We start from the raw sequence: 17309 nt of genomic DNA on the forward strand, positions 1-17309 counted from the left end.
CATCAAATTCCTGCGCGGCGTTTCAGCCAGCGCTTGAGCAAAGGAGGGAAAATCCAGGAGTACGCACAGTAACCGATCAGGAAGATATTGAGCGGTCCGAGAATGTGCGGGGCAATCTTGCCGGCGGCATTGAACACGGCCACCGTCACCACCCACAAGACGACCGATGCCGCCCAGCCCCAGCGGTTGAACGGCCACAGCGGCAGCATGCTCCAGTGGCTCAGGGCGTCGAGTTCGACCACCAGTTCGAGGATCTCGCGCGAGCCTGGATTGAGTTTCAGCAGTTCGATGGCAATCCGCTTGGCGGCCCGGTATTTGCCACGGTGCACCAGATGAGTGATCAGCATGTGCGCCGTGCCCGCGCTTTCGGGATGGCGGCCCATCAAGGCGGCCAGGCGTTCCTGCTCGGCGCCCTTGCGGCCGTCGATCAGGTCGCCCATCATGCAGGCGATCAGGGCCAGTTCGTCGTCCGGATCGAGCCGCAGCGCTTCGTGCGCCAGCGCCTTGGCCTTCTCGAGGTGCATGGTGCGGTACATCAGCATGGCGTAGCGCGCGTAATGATGGCCGGACTCGGGATAGTCCCTGAGCAAGTCGATCAGCACAGTTTCGGCCGCCGGCAGTTCCCCGCTTTCCTGATACAGGGTGGCGAGCAGGGAACGTCCCGCGTAATGGTCGGGCTCGCGGCTGAGCACGCGCAGCAAGGCGTCGCGCGCGTCGTCCGGTTTGCCGGTCAAGTAATCGACCAGCGCCGCGCCGTACAGCAGGTCGCTGTCGTCGGGATACTGGGCCAGCGCCTCGCCCAGCTCGTCGCGCGCTTGCGCATAGCGGTGGCGCTCGATCAGGCCCTGCACGCGCCGGCTGTAGTCGCGCGCCGATAACACACTATGGTCGTTCATGGGTTGCCTGCCAGGAGGTAAAACTCGAGCGCCTTTTTCATGCCGTACGCCAGCACGGCGCAGGCGATGGCCGGAATCCAGGGCGATGGCGTCGTGCTGGCGAACAAGGCGGCGGAACGGTGATGCTTGCGGTGCAGGAGATACACGATCCCCATCAGCGCCAGCGCCAGTGCGCGCCACATGACTTCCGCCGCGCTCCTGCCGATGACATTAATCAGTTGCATCAGCGGCGCATAGGCGGTCATGAAGGCGACCAGGAAGGACACCGCCAGCGCCATTCCCGCCAGATAGACCAGCGCGTCGAGCGGCCGCCTGAGCTTCCAGGAATTGAGCGCCGAATACAGGATGATCGCAAACGGCCCGCCGAAAAACGCGAGCACGAAGGACGATTGCACCGAATACAGGTTGGCCGTTGGTGCCGCGGAGGGCGAGAGCGACGGAGTGAGCAAGCTTTCGCGCATGGCGTGTTGTCTGGAGTAAGCAATAAAATGGTGGCGCGAAATGGTGGCGCGAAATGGTGGCGCGAAACAGAATCCGCATCATACGCAAGTTTCGCGCCGCCTTCCAGTAATCTGGCCGATGCGGCTGTCAGCGCCAAGCGAGCATCCAGTCGGCCATGGCGGCCAGGTCGGGCACGACCACGGTGGGCGCGGCGCCGAGTTCTTCGAGCGGACCGCCATCGCGGTTGACCCAGCATACCGGAAAGCCGAACAAACTGGCCGCACTCGCGTCCCAGCCGTTGGCCGAGACGTACAGGATGTTTTCGCGCGGATGGCCGGCGCGCTGCTCGGCCAGCAGGTAAATCTTGCGGTGCGGTTTGAATGCCTCGACGTCGTCGACGCTGACAAACTGGTCGAAGGCCCATTTCATGCCCGAGTTCGCCACCACCTGGCTGATGGTGCGGCGCGAGCCGTTCGAGGCGATCAGCATGGGCACGCCGGCGTCGCGCAGGCGGCGCAGGGCGGGCGGCATGTCGGGGTGCGGGTTCAGGTGCAGGTATTGGTCGCTGAGCTGGCGTGCGGTGCCGGGCAGCAGCGACAGGCCCAGCTTGGCGCAGGTGAAGCGCAAGGCATCTTCGGTGACGGCCTCGAAATCGGCGTAGCGCTCCATGAGGCTGCGCAGCCAGGTGTAGTCCATCTGGGTCTGGCGCCACAGCTGCGCGATGGCGGCGCCGTGGCCGGGATAGGCGTCCTCGCAGGCTTGCGCCACCGAGTGCACATCGTACAAGGTGCCGTACAGGTCAAAGATAATGGCGTGGATTTTTTGCATGGGCACACTCCTCATCTGTACAGTCAATGTACCATTTTCGAGGAGAAATCATGCGGATGCGGCGAGCGCTGTTGTATCGAATCGAACAGCGAGGCGCTCAACTACAGGACTTCCGGCATCTGGCGCCGGTCGAACAGATTGGTGATCCCGTCGTGCACGTCGTTTCCGATCAGGCACAGAAAATCATCGTAGCCGCCATAGATCCGCCCGGTGTCGGACAGGAGCAGCGTCATGTGGCTGTTATATGCCATCCCGATGACCACCAATTTCTGGTGCACGCGCGCTTCATAGGCGCTCACCTGCTCGCGGCATGTGCAGCTGATCGCGTGCGCGGGGTGAAAATCGATGCGATCGAACGCACCCGCGACCCGGTAGGCAGGCATATCGCCGCCGAGTCCGCCAAAACGCTGGAAAAACGGCTTTACCTTCGGAAAAAGTTCATAGCCGTCCGCGAGCAGACATGCAAGAAAAGGCGCCGGGTCGACTGCGCGATGCTCAGTCCATCCCATTTTTCTCAACAAATCGAAGGTTGTTTTTTCAAATTGCATATTCATGTTCAACAATGCGTTCGCCTTCGGTCCGTTTCCTCCGCACCAAGCGGCACGGTTGATCGCAGCTAATCGAAGACCAAGAATTCGCCCTGCTGGTCGATCCTCTGGATCAGCTCAACCGTGAGCAATGCATAGACGGACGGTGAGGGCGTATCGGAAGGAACGAACAGTATGCGCGAGATCGCATAGCGCTTTCCCAGCGTATGGTTCACGGTTTGCAAACCCGCCATGACCTGAGCGAGGACATCATTGCGGTCGATGCGGGCAGCGTCGCCCGCTCTGATTGGCAATGCCACGACGTCCACCGCATCCGTGCCGTCGCCAAGCGAGATCCCCAACAGGTTATGTTGCGGCCCCGTTACCCGGGCCACTTGATAAGCGTCTCCGCTAAAGATAAATTGCATTCGCCATCCTTCCGGCGTCGCGCCGTCTTGTACCCGGTCGCGCCTCTTTCATCGCGTCACTTCAGCACGCCCGCAACGCCGACGATATCGACTCCCTGCAGTTGGCCCAGCCAGCTGTCGAACCATGGCTTGTGCGAGGCGCCGACAATGGAAAGGACGCGCGCGCCGGGGCGCTCGCGGAAGGTTTCGCGGATGTTCGCGACCATGCGCAGGTTGCGGATTTCCCAGCCGGCGACCCACATCTGCGGATAGCCTTCCGCGGACTTCGCGCGCATGGCCGGAACGACGTTGGCCTCGGCAAGCACCCGCAGACCGTCCGGTTCGTTGATGGTGCGGTACAGCGGCAGCAGGTCGGGCGCCTGCGACAGAATCTTCTCCTGTTGCTGCCGCTCCTTCAGCGCCGCCCCGCCCACGGCCCAAGCCGCCTCGACCGGCCGGAGGAAGGCCTTGATGTCCGGCACATCGATGCGGTCGCCGGTGTGGTTGTCGATGGCATGAACCCGCTGCAGTCCGAGGCGCGCAGCCAGGCGCGCGGCCAACTGATAACTCTCGTTGTTGCGCTTGCCGATGTCTGCGAGCTTGTCCACCAGCGCAGCGTTCAAGCTGTCGCCGGCGCGACGTTCGGCTTCGGGCAACTGCAGCCATTGCACATAAGCCGACGCGGGGTCGTTCGCCGCCAGAAACAACGCGCCGAGACGCCGGCGTTGCGCGGGTGTCGCTTGCACCGGCCAGGCCTTGAGCGTTTTGTCGACTTCGGCAATTGCCGCAGGAACGTCGAGCCCGGTGGCCGCCATCGCCGCGTCGGTCGAGGGGCAATAATCGGCGCCGTACTTGGCAGCGTGGCGCGCGGCGAGATCGCATTCCTCGCCCGATTCGGTCTCGATGGTGATGATGTCGGGCTTGAACGCCGCCAGCCGGCCGAGCACGCCCTCAAGCGATGCGGGGTCGAAGCCTGGCGGCATGTACCTCAGGTGCACGGTGCCAAGTACCAGCACTTGCGCCCTTGGTCCGGCCATGTCGCGATCGAGCGTCGTCAGGTCGACCTGCGCTTGCGCCGCGAAGGGCAGTATGGCAATCACTCCGCAGATCCATTTGGTCCATTTGCTCACGCTGCATTCCCTGGTGTAGTGTTCAAAAAAGTTGACATGAAGTCGGCGTCGAAACTCGATATAGTTGAGTATGTATTGCATGCAATAAGTTTTTTGAGGCATAGACATGACTTCGCACCAATTAAGATTTTGAAAGAAGGGTGTGCATTTTAACTTTATTTAATCCTATCCAAGCGGAGTCGCCACCTTGTACGATCATGCCGTCAACGTCCGGCATCTTTATAACCATCTCCAGGGCTTTCTTCCAAGGCATACCAGCGAAGGGAGCTTTAATTTTAGGATGTTTTTTCGAGATGAAAAAGACAACAGCACTGGAACCCGAGGCCACCTCAACCGTCGAAGTTTCCATCCTGCCAGACCCATCGGGAAATTCAGGTTTCACATTAAAAAAGACATCGATTCCTTCCATTGAATCAAAAAATTCATCATAATCTCCCTCTCGCTTGGTTGCTGCCGCTTTAGAAATCAACGCATCTATTTTCTCCAAATTCATCTTTTAATCCAATGCATAATTTTAGGATGAGAAAGGCATTGCGAGTTCAATAATTTTGACAGCGCGCCTTCCGCCTCTACAGGCTCAACCATATTGATTATTCGCATTTCTCTTTCCCTCATCAACAACCCTGGAAACTACGGACCGTAGGAGACATATCGCCGTTCGATCTCAGCGACTCTTTAAAAATTCTCGCACTATGCCGATTGCAATTTAGAAAGGAGGTTGCGTATGGTGTTTTTATCCACGGCTATCCACGCTGAATCGTCGCCTTGAATAATCATACCATCGGCTTTCGGCATGTTTATTACCATCTTCAAGGCACCCATCCAGGAGGTACCTCCAAATGGCCTTCTTAAATCACCATTATTTTCCGAAACGAAAAACTGCACAGCATGGAGATCCGCCCCAACATCAATGAGCGGGGTGGAAACCCGTCCACCTTCGTTGGGCAACTCCCAGGCAACGTTGAAAAAAAACATCAAGTTCTTTGACTGAATTAAAGAATGCCTCGTAATCCTCATTTCTTTTCGTTTTTGCAGCTTGGGAAATTAGCCTGTTGACTTCTTCCAGATTCATGATCATCCTAACATTCAATATTTCTTAAAATATACATCCTTAAGCTCATCGATAATCCCATCTGTATGGAATATCAAATGGCGGGCCGGTGAATCTTTAACCCAAGTACACGCAGCCCAACAAACATTCCCCATATCAGGTTTCAACAACTGACTGAGGTTTGTATCTACCGAAACCGTTATAGGGGTGCCTTTAATTGACAGATCGTCGGGACGATGAAGAGTTTAGTCAGGCATCACATCCCCCGGCTGGTATTTTCTTTGATATACACCAGATACGTCACCGCCGGTTTCAATTACGTTTCCAAGATCATCACTGATGGTCGCACCGTGCTCTGAAAAGAAAGTGACCGCAGTTCCTTTTGGCACTACAGTAGTTCCATTTTCTGGAGAGTAGGCGCCATGACCACTATACCGAACATCGTACTCTCCAGCCTTACGCGAAGACTCTGCGTTTGCCGCAACCGTCTCGGAGGCTTCGCTGGTCTCATTTTTTTCTTTTTGATTGTTATCTTTCCCAGTCCGATGGCGTGCCTCTGGATCCTTCTTTGGCGTGATTGGCTGCTCCTTGGACTTCGCCGCGCTTCCGTTTATATGCACGCCATCACTATTTCCAGAGCCAACTACGTCGGGAGATTTTACGGTCGCGACTTCATCACCCGTCTTGGCAGCCTTCGCTGCATTTGCCACTTGTGCCGCTTCATCGGCCAGTTGGGATGCCCTTGCCACATCAACTGCCTTTTTCGCATTAACTCCTTTTAGCCACCCTACAAACACGCTCCCTGTTTCAGCAAGTCCCCGTACAATAGCTTCCGTTTTCTGCCCCTTCACCCACGGGTCAGCCACCGGCTTCACCACCGCAGCGCCGAAGTCGAGTACGCTCTGCCCGATTGTCCCGGGCGTGATATTCCCAATCCGTAGATTCTCCAGCAAAATGGCATTATCCAGCATGTCGGATGCGAAGCCCGACGGAGTCAAGCGGCTTTGCAGCGTTTTCGGAACCGCCTTGACGCCCTCATATGCCAGTTCCCCTACCCCCAGGAACACATCCTTTACAAAACCCGCGCCCCCTCGCACCGCTTGGGCGCCGTGATCCACTAAAGTCCCGGGTTCTGCCTTGATCTGCCCGATCGCATCGTTCGCCATCGCATTGAGATCTTTAAAACGGATGAACTCGTCCGACGTATCGAAGTTGAGCAGCCCGTCGTCAACCTTCGCTTTCTCCGCCTTGAGTTCCTCCAGCCGCTTGCTCGTGCGCTTGCCAGGCGGTGGCTCCTCGGCCACGGCCACCGGCGCAGCCGCAACTGGCTTAGCCACGGTCATCATCCTGGCAAGCGGCCCCACCGCGCCGCTTTCATTGGTGTTAATCCTGCACAGGCTGTTGAGGCGGGCGACCGGCAAACCGTTGCTCTTCACATTCCGGTGCCCCTCGAGAATGGCAAGGTAACCCGTGTCGAGCGATCTCCCTGACGCGATGTTGTGGCCGGCATTCGCCTCCACGCCCTTGATGAGATCCCCTTTGCGCAGCACCCTGGTCCCGCACGCTTTGACATTCGGCGCGCCGGCAGTCAGTTCAGGCAGGATCGAATAGCTGTTAAACGCAACAACACATTTCCCGATGCGGCACAGATCGGGCTCGATCGCCACGGCACGCCAATTTCCGACGTGCGCAATGTGGCGTGTCTGCGCAGCCTTCTTCGGCGTGCCCTGCTTTACTTGCTCTTTCTGCTTGCCTGCCTTCTCCTGCTTGTCGAGCCCGTCCGTAAGCTCATTCACATTCTGCTGCACCTCTTTAGGCCGCTGCTTTGCGTCACTTAAAGCACGAGTTTCAGCGATCCCGTCTTCAACCGTCTTCACAGGGAAGACAACGTTGCCCTTCTGACGATCTGCGCCGTGGTGGCCGCGATCACAATATCGAGCACCGGATCGTCAAAATCGAAATGGGTACGCCACACGAGCGACGCCTGCCGCGTGGCAAGGTCAAACCGCAGCGTATCGAGCAAGGGCAGGCTGATCTCCTCGACGCCACTGGCCCGGGTAACGGCAACAATGATCTTCCAACCGGGCAAACTCATTTCGCAGCGGGCTGGCAGCAGGCCGAGCATTGTGACGGTTTCATCGCCTTTCAGATGGGGCGTGGCGACCAGCCCGGGCGACGCGCACTGAAAAAAACGCGAATCGAATTCCTTCGGCAACAACGGGTAGCGGGTGCTGCGCCACATATCGTCATACTTGCCTTGCATCTCCGCCTGCGGCGTCCACCAGCGCGCGGTGGCGCTAAATCCTTGCGGTGCGACGTTCGCATAGGGATTGCCGACAGCCTCGACCGCATCCTCGATCTGGGACGCCGCCAATTCCCTCTGCGCGGCGATCCATTTCTTGACGTGCGCGCGTGCCCGCTGCGGCAGATGCGCGTATGCACCCGCATCCGGCAGCCAGCCGCAGCCGGCCGGGTTGGCCGGATGCCCTACCCAATCTGCTTTTCCGTCCTCAGTCACCGCAGCCGGAATATCGATGCAGCCCCCGTACGCGAGGCGATAATCGAGTGCCACCTCTGTTACGGCCTGCGCCGGCCCCAGACTCCATCCCATCATCTGCTTGCGAAACTGACGCGGACCGTGCAGACGCAACAGCTTCTTGAGCGTACCCACGCGGATGCCCGCGATCCATTCCTTCGCCGCGATCCCATCCGGCGCGCTCGCGCTGCCGGTGACCAGCACGTCGGTACCCGGCTTGTACGGCAGCACATCGCCATCGTCGATGACCACGGCGCGCATCACCGCGCTGCCGTCGGTGCCGGCGTAGACGTCGCCCGGCACGATTTCCTGCTGCGTGTGCGCCAGTGTCATAACCGCGCCGCAGGATGCAAAATCGAAGGTCGCGCGCAGCACCAGCACATCGAGCCGCTCACCCTCCGGTCCGGTTTGTTCAAACCAGAAATGGGGAACACCGGTGTGATTGGTGACTGTGGCGCAGGAGGCATTCAGGCTGGCCAGTTCACGTGCTCGCGGCCGCATCATGCGCGTTCCTTCCACGGCAAGCGGCGGCCGCAGCCGCGCTGATTAACAGGGAAGCCCATGTCAGAAACATCCACCGGGGGGCTTCGCAGCATGAGCGGATTCGTCAGCGCCGGGCGGCGATTTGGCCGTGCCCGAGTTGAGCGCCACGTCATCGGGGCCATCGATATGCACTTTGCTGCCGGTCTTGATGTGGACCTCCTTGCTCTCCAGGTAAATGGCATCGGGCGTCATCACGAACTTCGATTTTCCGCACACCAGTTCGATCCGCTCGCCAGCGGAAATTGCCACCGTTTTTCCCACGGTCGTGGTCTGGCTCTGCCCCACCATCGTCGCCATGATCATGCCGACATTCAGGTTGTAGCCCATGCCGACCGTGTCCATGCGGCCCATGCCCACGTTTTGCATGTAGGCCATGCCGATCGTTTCGGTCTTCATTTTGGCCACATTGATCGACCAGTTCTTGCCGATCTTGTCTTGCTGATTCTTGCCCACGGTTTTGCTGCGGTTCGCGCCAATACTCAGCGTCTCGTTCTTGCCCACATCTTCCGTGCGGTTCTCGCCGATGCTGATCGTTTCATCATGGTCCACGCGCTCGCGACGGTTATTGTGGATGGCGATGCTCTCGTCATTACCGACCGTCTCGGTGCGGTCGTGATGCACGGTGACCGCCTCGTCGCGGTCCACCGTTTGGGTGCGGTCGCGCTTGAAGTGACTGGTTTCATCGCGGTCGATCGTCTTGCGGCGGTCGTTGCCGACCCACTTGTCCTCGTCGTGCTCGACCTCGGTCAACTGGTCTTTCTCGGCGTGCAGCCACAGCTGCTCCTGCCCCATCTTGTCCTCGAAGCGCAAGGCGTTGGCATTGTCGTTGCTGCCGCCGGGCGTCGAACGCGACAGGATGCCGCTCTGGGTCTTATTGGCTGGCAGATTCCAGGGCGGCATGGTATCGGCGTTGGGCACCATGCCGGTGATGATCGGCCGGTCGGGATTGCCGTCCATGAACTGCACCAGCACTTCGGCACCGATACGCGGAATCGACGTCACGCCGGAGTTGGCTCCTGCCCACGGCGTCGCCACCCGAATCCAGGCCGGGCTTTTTTCGTCGCTGGCACCAACCCGGTCCCAATGGAACTGCACCCGCACGCGCCCAAATTCATCGGTGTGGATTTCTTCGCCGGCAGGACCGACGACGGTCGCGCTCTGGATGCCGTGGATTTTGGTCCCAACGCTGTTGTGATCGCGCTTGGCCCTGAACGGAATGATCTTGCGGATGCAGGTCAGCTTGTTTTCATAGTGCGACTCCGCGGTGTCCTTGACGTGGTAATTGTTGCTGGCGATATGATGAACAGCCGTCACCAGGAACTCGCGGGCTTGAGATTCTTGGTGGACAATAATTTGACACGCAGTTGACCCAGGCCGTCCGCATGGGAGCGGCCGGACAGGGAACGAGGATGAGTAGAAGACAGCCGGGATGCCAGCCCACAAACGTACAAGGAATCAACAATGATGTCGCTGAGGATGCACAACGCAATGCCGGATGGCTTCACGAAATAACACGTCAATCAGCGTAAGTGTCGAACGTCGTTGTGGTCTAAAAGACCACAATTATAGCATATCAGACAACAAAAGACGAGCAAGAAAATTGTTGTTCTTGAAATGGATGGTGATGACGGAGGCGGAATTTCAGGCGAAAAAAAAGCCCGCCGAAGCGAGCTCTAATCCAATGTATTATCAATGCTTTAATCGTGTCTCAGGCGCCCATGCTATCTGCGTGGTGCCCTGACGTGTAAATCGACTACCGTATTCGGAATTACAAATCCATGCTGTTGCTACCATCTACCTTTGCGACATTACACATATTGCGCGGCGGTGCAGGCCTTGGACAGGGTTTCGGTTCGTTCGAACCTCACCACTGAACGTAGTGTAGCACATGATTGTGCGGCGCAGCAAACATTATCGTCTTAATTGAAGGAAACCGATATCGTCGCTCTCCCACATCAAACCGCAGTGGAGGCAAAGCACCGGCGACAGGCGACATGTTTCGTCAATGTGCCGTTCGATCCGACTTTCGGGGTCGAGGGGAACTCTCTTTTTCATTGAATGGCGCCGCGCAGACGAAAAAAAAGCCCGCCGAAGCGAGCTCTAATCCAATGTATTACCAATGCTTTAATCGTGTCTCAGGCGCCCATGCTATCTGCGTGGTGCCCTGACGTGTAAATCGACTACCGTATTCGGAATTACAAATCCATGCTATTGCAACCATCTACCTTTGCGACATTACACATATTGCGCGGCGGTGCAGACTCTGGATAGTGTTTCGGTTCGTTGAACCTCACCACTGAACGTAGTCTATCACACGTTTGTGCGATGCAGCAAACTTTGTCTCATTATTTATTCCGCCGGGCGTGTGGTCATCGGGATTGGTTCCTTGTGCTGCTCGTTACGCCCCGCCCGCTCGTACTCCGAAATCACCTGCGCGCCGAACAGCAGCAAGGTCGCGCCGATCTCCAGACTGAACATGACCACGATGGCGGTGGTCATCGAGCCGTACACCATGTTTACCTGCGACAAGGTCGAAAAGTACCAGACCAGCACATGGCGTGCGATTTCCCACAGCAGCGCCGCCGTCACACCACCAATGAGCGCGTGCGACAGCGACAGCCGCCCCACCGGCATCACCAGGTAGATGGAACTGAGCACCAGGATCTCGCCGGTCAGCCCCAGGCAATACAGCAGCACCCCGGACACGCCGTTGAGCGACCACTCGTAGCCGAGAAACCACACGCTCTCCTCGCCCATCACCTGCAGCGTGCCCGCCACCAGGGTGACGATCATGATGCCGGCGCCGAGCGCCAGGATATAACAGTAAGGCAGGATCGCGGAGATCAAAAAGTGCCGCCGCCGGATCGCAACCCGGTGATGGAAGATCACGCTCATCGCATTTTCCAGCGCGGTGAACGCGAGCGAGCTAAAAAACAGCATGCTGGCAAACAGCACCCAGGTGACCAGGTCGCGGTCGTCCATGAAGTGCGACAGTTCTTTCACGATGGCGTTGGACTGCCCCGGCACCAGCCACTCCAGATAGCGCGCCAGCGTCGCCAGCAACTCGGCCTGGTCGATGAAGTGCGACAGCGCCACCACCACCAGCATCAGGAACGGCACGATCGACAGCAGCGCGTAATACGCCACCGCGCCGGCCAGCAGCAAGCCCTGGTTGGCCTTGAAACCCTTGAGCGTCTGCCACGCGAAGGCGAGCGGATGCCCAAGCACGTACGCGTTGGCGCGGCGGTTCAAGATACGCAAGCGCAGACCCTTGGAGCCCTTCATCGCGCCAGCCTGATGCCGGTGAACTGCCAGCGCGCACCGGCCGGGAAGAAGTTGCGGTAGCTGGCGCGCGCATGACCGGGCGGCGTGGCGCACGAGGAACCGCGCAGAACATACTGGTTTAACATGAATTTACCGTTGTATTCGCCCAGCGCGCCGGGCGCGCAGGCATAGCCGGGATACGGCGCGTAGCTGCTGCTGGTCCACTGCCAGCACTCGCCGAACATTTGCGTCAGCCCCGCGCCCTGCGGCGCGCCGGCCGGATGCAGGCCGCCGGTCGCCGCGTCGATGCCGGCGGCGGCCACTTCCCACTCCGCCTCGGTCGGCAGGCGCGCCTCCATCGAGTGCGCGAACGCATCGGCCTCGTACAGCGACAGATGCGTCACCGGACGCGCCGCATCGAGCGGCTGCAATCCGTGCAGCGTAAATTCGTGCCACTGCCCGTGCGCGTCGCGCTGCCAGTACAGCGGGTGCGCCAGCTTCAGATTGCCCACGCAGTCCCAGCCCTCGGACAGCCACAGGGCCGGCTCGCGATAGCCGCCCGCCTCGATGAACGCCAGGTACTCGCCATTGGTCACCAGGCGCGAGGCCAGCGCAAACGGCGCCACATACTGGCGATGGCGCGGCAGCTCGTTGTCGAAACTGAAGCTGGCATCGGCGTGGCCGATATCGGCCACGCCGCCGTCAAAGCTGATCCACGTCAGCGGCGCGCCGGCCTGCGCGCGCACCAGGGCACTATCCATATAGGCCGGCCACATGGCGTTCTGCGCCAGCAGGTGCTTGACGTCGGTGAGGATCAGTTCCTGGTGCTGCTGCTCATGCTGCAAGCCCAGTTCCAGCAAGCCAAGCAGCTCGTCGCCCGGCTGCGCCGCCAGCAGGCGCGCCACGCGCGCATCCACATTGGCGCGGTAGGCGCGCACCTCGCGCATGGCTGGACGCGTCAGCGCGCCACGCTGGGCGCGCGGATGGCGCTCGCCGATACCGTTGTAATAGGAGTTGAACAGCACCCGGAAGGCCGGATGAAACGGCGCGAAGCCTTCCTCGAAGCGTTCCAGGATAAAGGTCTCGAAAAACCACGTGGTGTGCGCCAGGTGCCACTTGACGGGACTGGCGTCGGCCATCGACTGCGCGCCGCAGTCTTCGTCCGACAAGGGTTCCGCCAGCATCAGCGAGCGTTTGCGCACGCCGTCGTAAAGGTCGCGCATGCTCATCGGGGAATGGCGCGCGCATAAATGACCGCGAACCACTGGTCCGGATCGGTCCACACATGCACGCTCTGAAAGCCGGATTGTTCAAGCAGGCCCACCGCCGCGCTCTGGCGGTACTTGTAGCTGTTTTCGGTATGGATCGACTCGCCCGCACTGAAACGGCGCTCCCCGCCCGGCCAGCGCACGGTCAACGCTTCGCGCGCTTCGAGGTGCATCTCGACCCGGCTTTCGTCGGCGTTGAAAAAGCCGCGGTGGCGCCACTGCGCCACGTTGAAGTCGGCGCCGATCAGCAGGTTCACGTGGCGCAGGATGTTCAGGTTGAAGGCGGCCGTGACGCCGATCGCATCGTCATAGGCTGCGTCGAGCGTGGCCGCATCCTTGACCAGGTCGATCCCGATCAGCAGCGCGCCGTCATCCTCGCACTCGGCGCGCGCGCGGCGCAGAAAAGCGCGTGCTTCGTCGGGCGTGTAATTGCCGATCGAGGAACCAGGGTAAAAGAACAGGCGCTTCCCGGACCGCACCACGCCCGGCAAATCGAGATGACTCGAAAAATCCAGTCCCAGCCCCGTCATCTCGATATGCGGAAAGCGCTGCTGCAAGCGTTCGATCGACTCGCGCAGGAAATCGTAGGAGATGTCGATCGCCACATACTGGGCCGGATGCAGCAGGGGGAACAGGCGCGCCGCCTTGGCGCAATTACCCGCGCCCAGGTCGATCAGCGTGCTGCCCACGCCCACGGCGCGCGCGATGTCGGCACCGTGGCGAGCCACGATCGCCGCTTCGGTGCGGGTCGGATAATATTCGGGCAATTCGCAGATCGCCTCGAACAGCCGGGAACCGAGGGCGTCGTAGAGGAATTTGGGCGAGATCGCCGCACTCCTGCCGAGCAGGCCGGCAGTCAGTTCGGACGCGATGGCGCTACCAGCGCGGGCATCGCGCGCTTCGGCAAGGCTGGAAGTCGGCATAGGAGTAGTGGTCAATCGAAATCGCTGCGTTGGTGTTTTTGTTATCATAGCTGAATATCCTGTATTTAACGGCCCGACCAACGTTCAAGCGTGCTCGCTGGCCGGCGTCTACCCCACTTCCCTACGATAGGCAACCATGACCCATTTCTCCGCCCTGCGCACCCTCAAGTCCATGCTGGCTGCATCATTGGCCGCCACCGCGCTGCTGGCTAGTGCCAGCGCCATCGCCCAGGTCACGCCGGGCGTGCTGCGCGTGTCCGCCATTCCCGACGAAGCGCCGACCGAATTGCAACGCAAGTTCAAGCCGCTGGGCGACTACCTGGCCAAGGCCACCGGCCTGAAAGTCGAATTCACACCTGTCACCGATTACCCGGCCGCGGTCGAGGGACTGGTCAACAAGCGCCTCGACCTGGTCTGGTTCGGCGGCTTTACTTTTGTGCAGGCCAATGTGCGCAGCAAGGGCAAGGTCACGCCGCTGGTGCAGCGCCAGGAAGACACCGCCTTCCGCTCGGTGTTCGTCACCACCAAGGCCGACATCACGAAACTCGATGACCTCAAGGGCAAGACCCTCAGCTTCGGTTCCGAGTCGTCCACCTCGGGTCACCTGATGCCGCGCTCCTACATGCTGGCCGCGAAAATCGATCCGGACGCGGATCTCAAGCGCGTGGCCTACTCCGGCGCGCACGACGCCACCGTGGCCGCTGTCGCCGGCGGCAAGGTCGATGCCGGCGCGCTGAATATCTCGGTCTGGGAAAAGCTGGTCGCCGAGAAGAAGGTCGACCCCGCCGCCGTGCGCGTGTTCTACACCACCCCGGGCTACTTCGACTACAACTGGACCGTGCACGCCGACATGCCCGCGCCGATGAAGAAGAAGCTGACCGACGCCTTCCTCGCCCTCGACAAGTCGACCCCGGAAGGCAAGGAAATCCTCGAACTGCAAAAAGCCAGCAAGTTCGTGCCGACCAAGCCCGAAAACTACAGCGCCATCGATGCGGCCGCGCGCAGCGCCAAGCTGCTCAAGTAAGCACAGTACGCGCGCATGGACTCCTACCGCCTCGGCAAGCTCACCGTGCGTCACCTGGCCGGCGCCCAAGCACCCGCCTTGCACGAGATCGACCTGGCCGTGGCGCAGGGTGAGCAGCTGGCCGTGATTGGTCCGTCCGGGGCCGGCAAGACCACCCTGCTGGCCACCCTCGCCTGCGCCCACGCGCCGGCCGGCGGCACCCTGCAGGTGCTCGGCGAGGATCCGTGGGCCCTGTCCGGCGCGGCGCGTCACAAGCTGCGCGCCAGCCTGTTCCTGGCGCCGCAAACGCCGCCCCTGCCGCCGCGCCAGCGTGTGGTCACGGCGGTGCTGGCGGCGCGCCTGCCCGAATGGACCCTGGGCCAGGCGCTCGCGTCCCTGTTCAAGCCGGCCGATCCCGATGCGGTCCACGCGGCCCTGGTGCGCTTCGGCCTGGGCGACAAACTGTATGCGCGCGTCGACCGCCTCTCCGGCGGCGAGCGCCAGCGCTGCGGCCTGGCGCGCCTGCTGCTCTCATCGGCCCGCGTGTTCCTGGTCGACGAGCCGCTCTCCGCGCTCGACCCGGCGCTGTCCCGGATGACGATCGGCACCCTGCAGCAGGAAGCGGCGCACCGCAATGCCACGCTGATATGCAGCCTGCACCAGGTCGACATGGCGCGCGCCCATTTCCCGCGCATCGTCGGCCTGCGCGACGGGCGCATCGTGTTCGACGCCGCGCGCGAAGACGTCAGCGACGGGATGATCGCGGCGCTCTACCAGAATGAAGCCATGGTGACGCACGCACCGCAGCCGCACGAAACGCCCGAACGGCTGGCCGTCGGCGCCTGCTTCTGACGCATGCCCGCGGCAACCGTCCACCATCCCGACCCGGCCTGGCGCGCGCGCCTGGCCATGCTCGCCATCGGCACGGCCGTGCTGTGGCCGGCCCTGGTGTTTAGCGAATTCAAGCCCTGGATCCTGTTCGACCTGCAAAGCCTGGCCGCGGCCAGCCAGTTCCTGGCCGGCTTTCTCAAGCCCGCGCTGGAGCCCGAATTCCTGGCGATGGTACTGCGCGAAACCTGGCAGACGGTGGCCATTGCCACCGCCGGCCTGACCCTGGCCCTGCTCGGCGCCATTCCGGCGACCCTGATCGTCACCGAACGCCTGTCCATCTCGCGCCTGGGCACCGTGCGCATGCACTGGGCGGCCCGCCTGCTGCGCCAGCTGGTGCGCTGGGTGCTGGTGCTGCTGCGCAGCGTGCCCGAACTGGTGTGGGCGATCCTGTTCGTGCGCGTGGTCGGCCTGGGGCCGACGGCCGGCGTGCTGGCCATCGCGCTCACCTACAGCGGCATGCTGGGCAAGGTGTACGCCGAAATTGTCGAATCGACCGACGCCCATGCCACCGGGGCGCTGCTGGCCAACGGCAGTTCGCGCCTGGCCGCGCTCCTGTACGGGGCGCTGCCGGAATCGAGCGCCGAACTGGTCTCGTACACCGTGTACCGCTGGGAGTGCGCCATCCGCGGCTCGGCGGTAATCGGCTTTGTCGGCGCCGGCGGGCTCGGTCAGCGCATGGATGAATCGACCCGCATGATGGCCGGCGGCGAAGTGTGCACCATGCTGATCGTGTTCGTGCTGCTGGTCGCCCTGGCCGATGCCGTGTCCAAGCTGCTGCGCCGCAGGCTCGGATGAGCGCGCGCCTCCTGCCTCCGGCGCCGCCGCGCCGCCTCTCCACCTGGCTGCTGGCGGGGGCCATCGTGGCGCTCGTCGTCGCCAGTTTCGCCTCGCTGCAGCTGCAATGGTCGGCCTTCTTCTCGCCCGACGCGCTCGCGGTGACCACCGAATTCCTGGCCGGCTTTACCCCGCCCGAAACCGCCCCGGCCTTCCTGCGCAAGACCGCGCTGGCGGCCGCCGAGACGCTGTCGATGTCGGCCATCGGCACCTTGCTGGCGGTCGCCGGCGGCATGGCGCTGGCGATCGCCGGCGCCGGGCGCCTGGGCAAGGTGCAGCGCGTCCTCGCGCGCGGCCTGCTCAACGTACTGCGCTCGATTCCGGAACTGGTGTGGGCCTCGCTGCTGCTGGTGGCGGCCGGCCTGGGGCCGTTCGCCGGCACCCTGGCGCTGGCCGCGCACACCAGCGGCGTGCTGGGACGCCTGTTCGCCGACGCGCTCGAAAACGCCGACCCGCATCCGGAAGCCACCCTGCTCACCAACGGCGCCGCGCCGGCGGCGGCCTTTTTGTATGCCACCATGCCGCAAACGCTGCCCCAGATGCTGTCGTACACCCTGTACCGCTGGGAGAACAATATCCGCGCCGCCGCGGTGCTCGGCGTGGTCGGCGCCGGCGGGCTCGGTCAGATGCTCAAGTTTCACCTGTCGCTGTTCCAGATGCAAAACGCGGCCACCGTCATCATCGCCATGCTGCTGCTCGTCGCGCTGGTCGACGCCGCCAGCTTTGCGCTGCGGCGCGCCCTCACCCGCTAGGCCTGCGGCCAGCCC

The 17309-nt window shown here is 61.5% G+C and carries 17 protein-coding genes and 1 pseudogene; 4 read left to right on the plus strand and 14 right to left on the minus strand.

What is annotated here, in order from left to right; translation table 11 throughout:
• Positions 1–2: 2 nt before the first annotated feature.
• The 14 genes and pseudogenes from RBA40_RS07790 to egtD form a co-directional block, all read right to left on the minus strand.
• On the minus strand, positions 3–896 hold the full coding sequence (locus RBA40_RS07790; RefSeq protein ID WP_306647303.1) for a tetratricopeptide repeat protein: 894 nt from the start codon (positions 894–896) through the stop codon (positions 3–5).
• Positions 893–1357: a hypothetical protein gene (locus RBA40_RS07795; RefSeq protein ID WP_306647305.1), complete on the minus strand. Its 465-nt coding sequence runs from the start codon at positions 1355–1357 to the stop codon at positions 893–895. Before RBA40_RS07795 ends, RBA40_RS07790 begins: the two co-directional genes overlap by 4 nt.
• A 127-nt stretch (positions 1358–1484) precedes the next feature.
• Positions 1485–2165 carry a haloacid dehalogenase type II gene (locus RBA40_RS07800; protein ID WP_306647307.1) on the minus strand — a complete coding sequence of 227 codons (681 nt, stop codon included), beginning with the start codon at positions 2163–2165 and terminating at the stop codon, positions 1485–1487.
• Between the two features lie 101 nt (positions 2166–2266).
• Positions 2267–2713 (minus strand): SUKH-3 domain-containing protein, encoded by a 447-nt coding sequence (locus RBA40_RS07805; protein WP_306647309.1) that lies wholly within the window; start codon positions 2711–2713, stop codon positions 2267–2269.
• A 68-nt stretch (positions 2714–2781) separates the two neighbouring features.
• Positions 2782–3120 carry a hypothetical protein gene (locus tag RBA40_RS07810; RefSeq protein ID WP_306647310.1) on the minus strand — a complete coding sequence of 113 codons (339 nt, stop codon included), beginning with the start codon at positions 3118–3120 and terminating at the stop codon, positions 2782–2784.
• Positions 3121–3176: 56 nt separating this feature from the next.
• Positions 3177–4310, minus strand: a complete 1134-nt coding sequence (locus RBA40_RS07815) for a DUF5694 domain-containing protein (RefSeq protein ID WP_306647311.1) — start codon at positions 4308–4310, stop codon at positions 3177–3179.
• Between the two features lie 40 nt (positions 4311–4350).
• Positions 4351–4722, minus strand: coding sequence for a hypothetical protein (locus RBA40_RS07820; protein ID WP_306647312.1), 372 nt, complete (start codon positions 4720–4722; stop codon positions 4351–4353).
• A 197-nt stretch (positions 4723–4919) separates the two neighbouring features.
• Positions 4920–5204 carry a hypothetical protein gene (locus RBA40_RS07825; protein ID WP_306647313.1) on the minus strand — a complete coding sequence of 95 codons (285 nt, stop codon included), beginning with the start codon at positions 5202–5204 and terminating at the stop codon, positions 4920–4922.
• Between the two features lie 321 nt (positions 5205–5525).
• Positions 5526–7157, minus strand: coding sequence for a putative adhesin (locus RBA40_RS07830; RefSeq protein WP_306647315.1), 1632 nt, complete (start codon positions 7155–7157; stop codon positions 5526–5528).
• Complete coding sequence (locus RBA40_RS07835; RefSeq protein WP_306647317.1) at positions 7154–8320, minus strand: DUF2169 family type VI secretion system accessory protein; 1167 nt, start codon at positions 8318–8320, stop codon at positions 7154–7156. The genes RBA40_RS07830 and RBA40_RS07835 overlap by 4 nt, the downstream gene beginning before the upstream one ends.
• Positions 8321–8380: 60 nt before the next feature.
• Positions 8381–9682: pseudogene (locus tag RBA40_RS07840) on the minus strand (type VI secretion system Vgr family protein); the annotation flags it as partial.
• A 1026-nt stretch (positions 9683–10708) separates the two neighbouring features.
• Positions 10709–11644 (minus strand): YihY/virulence factor BrkB family protein, encoded by a 936-nt coding sequence (locus RBA40_RS07845; RefSeq protein ID WP_306647319.1) that lies wholly within the window; start codon positions 11642–11644, stop codon positions 10709–10711.
• Positions 11641–12846, minus strand: coding sequence for an ergothioneine biosynthesis protein EgtB (gene egtB, locus RBA40_RS07850; protein ID WP_374710467.1), 1206 nt, complete (start codon positions 12844–12846; stop codon positions 11641–11643). Before egtB ends, RBA40_RS07845 begins: the two co-directional genes overlap by 4 nt.
• A 2-nt stretch (positions 12847–12848) precedes the next feature.
• Positions 12849–13814, minus strand: a complete 966-nt coding sequence (egtD, locus tag RBA40_RS07855) for an L-histidine N(alpha)-methyltransferase (RefSeq protein ID WP_306647470.1) — start codon at positions 13812–13814, stop codon at positions 12849–12851.
• A 136-nt stretch (positions 13815–13950) separates the two neighbouring features.
• Here egtD and RBA40_RS07860 point away from each other — a divergent pair, with 136 nt between their 5' ends.
• Genes RBA40_RS07860 through phnE form a run of 4 tightly spaced genes read left to right on the plus strand, consistent with a single transcriptional unit; the run spans position 13951 to position 17294 of the window.
• Entirely contained in the window at positions 13951–14838 is an 888-nt protein-coding gene (locus tag RBA40_RS07860) for a putative selenate ABC transporter substrate-binding protein (protein ID WP_306647323.1), read from the plus strand.
• Between the two features lie 15 nt (positions 14839–14853).
• Positions 14854–15669, plus strand: a complete 816-nt coding sequence (locus tag RBA40_RS07865; RefSeq protein WP_306647325.1) for a phosphonate ABC transporter ATP-binding protein — start codon at positions 14854–14856, stop codon at positions 15667–15669.
• Positions 15670–15672: 3 nt separating this feature from the next.
• A complete protein-coding gene (locus RBA40_RS07870; protein WP_306647327.1) occupies positions 15673–16503 on the plus strand; it encodes a PhnE/PtxC family ABC transporter permease in 831 nt (276 codons plus the stop codon).
• Positions 16500–17294, plus strand: coding sequence for a phosphonate ABC transporter, permease protein PhnE (phnE, locus tag RBA40_RS07875; protein WP_306647329.1), 795 nt, complete (start codon positions 16500–16502; stop codon positions 17292–17294). Before RBA40_RS07870 ends, phnE begins: the two co-directional genes overlap by 4 nt.
• The last annotated feature ends 15 nt before the right edge of the window (positions 17295–17309 follow it).

This window comes from Massilia pseudoviolaceinigra (assembly GCF_030846505.1).
Taxonomy (GTDB): domain Bacteria; phylum Pseudomonadota; class Gammaproteobacteria; order Burkholderiales; family Burkholderiaceae_D; genus Telluria_A; species Telluria_A violaceinigra.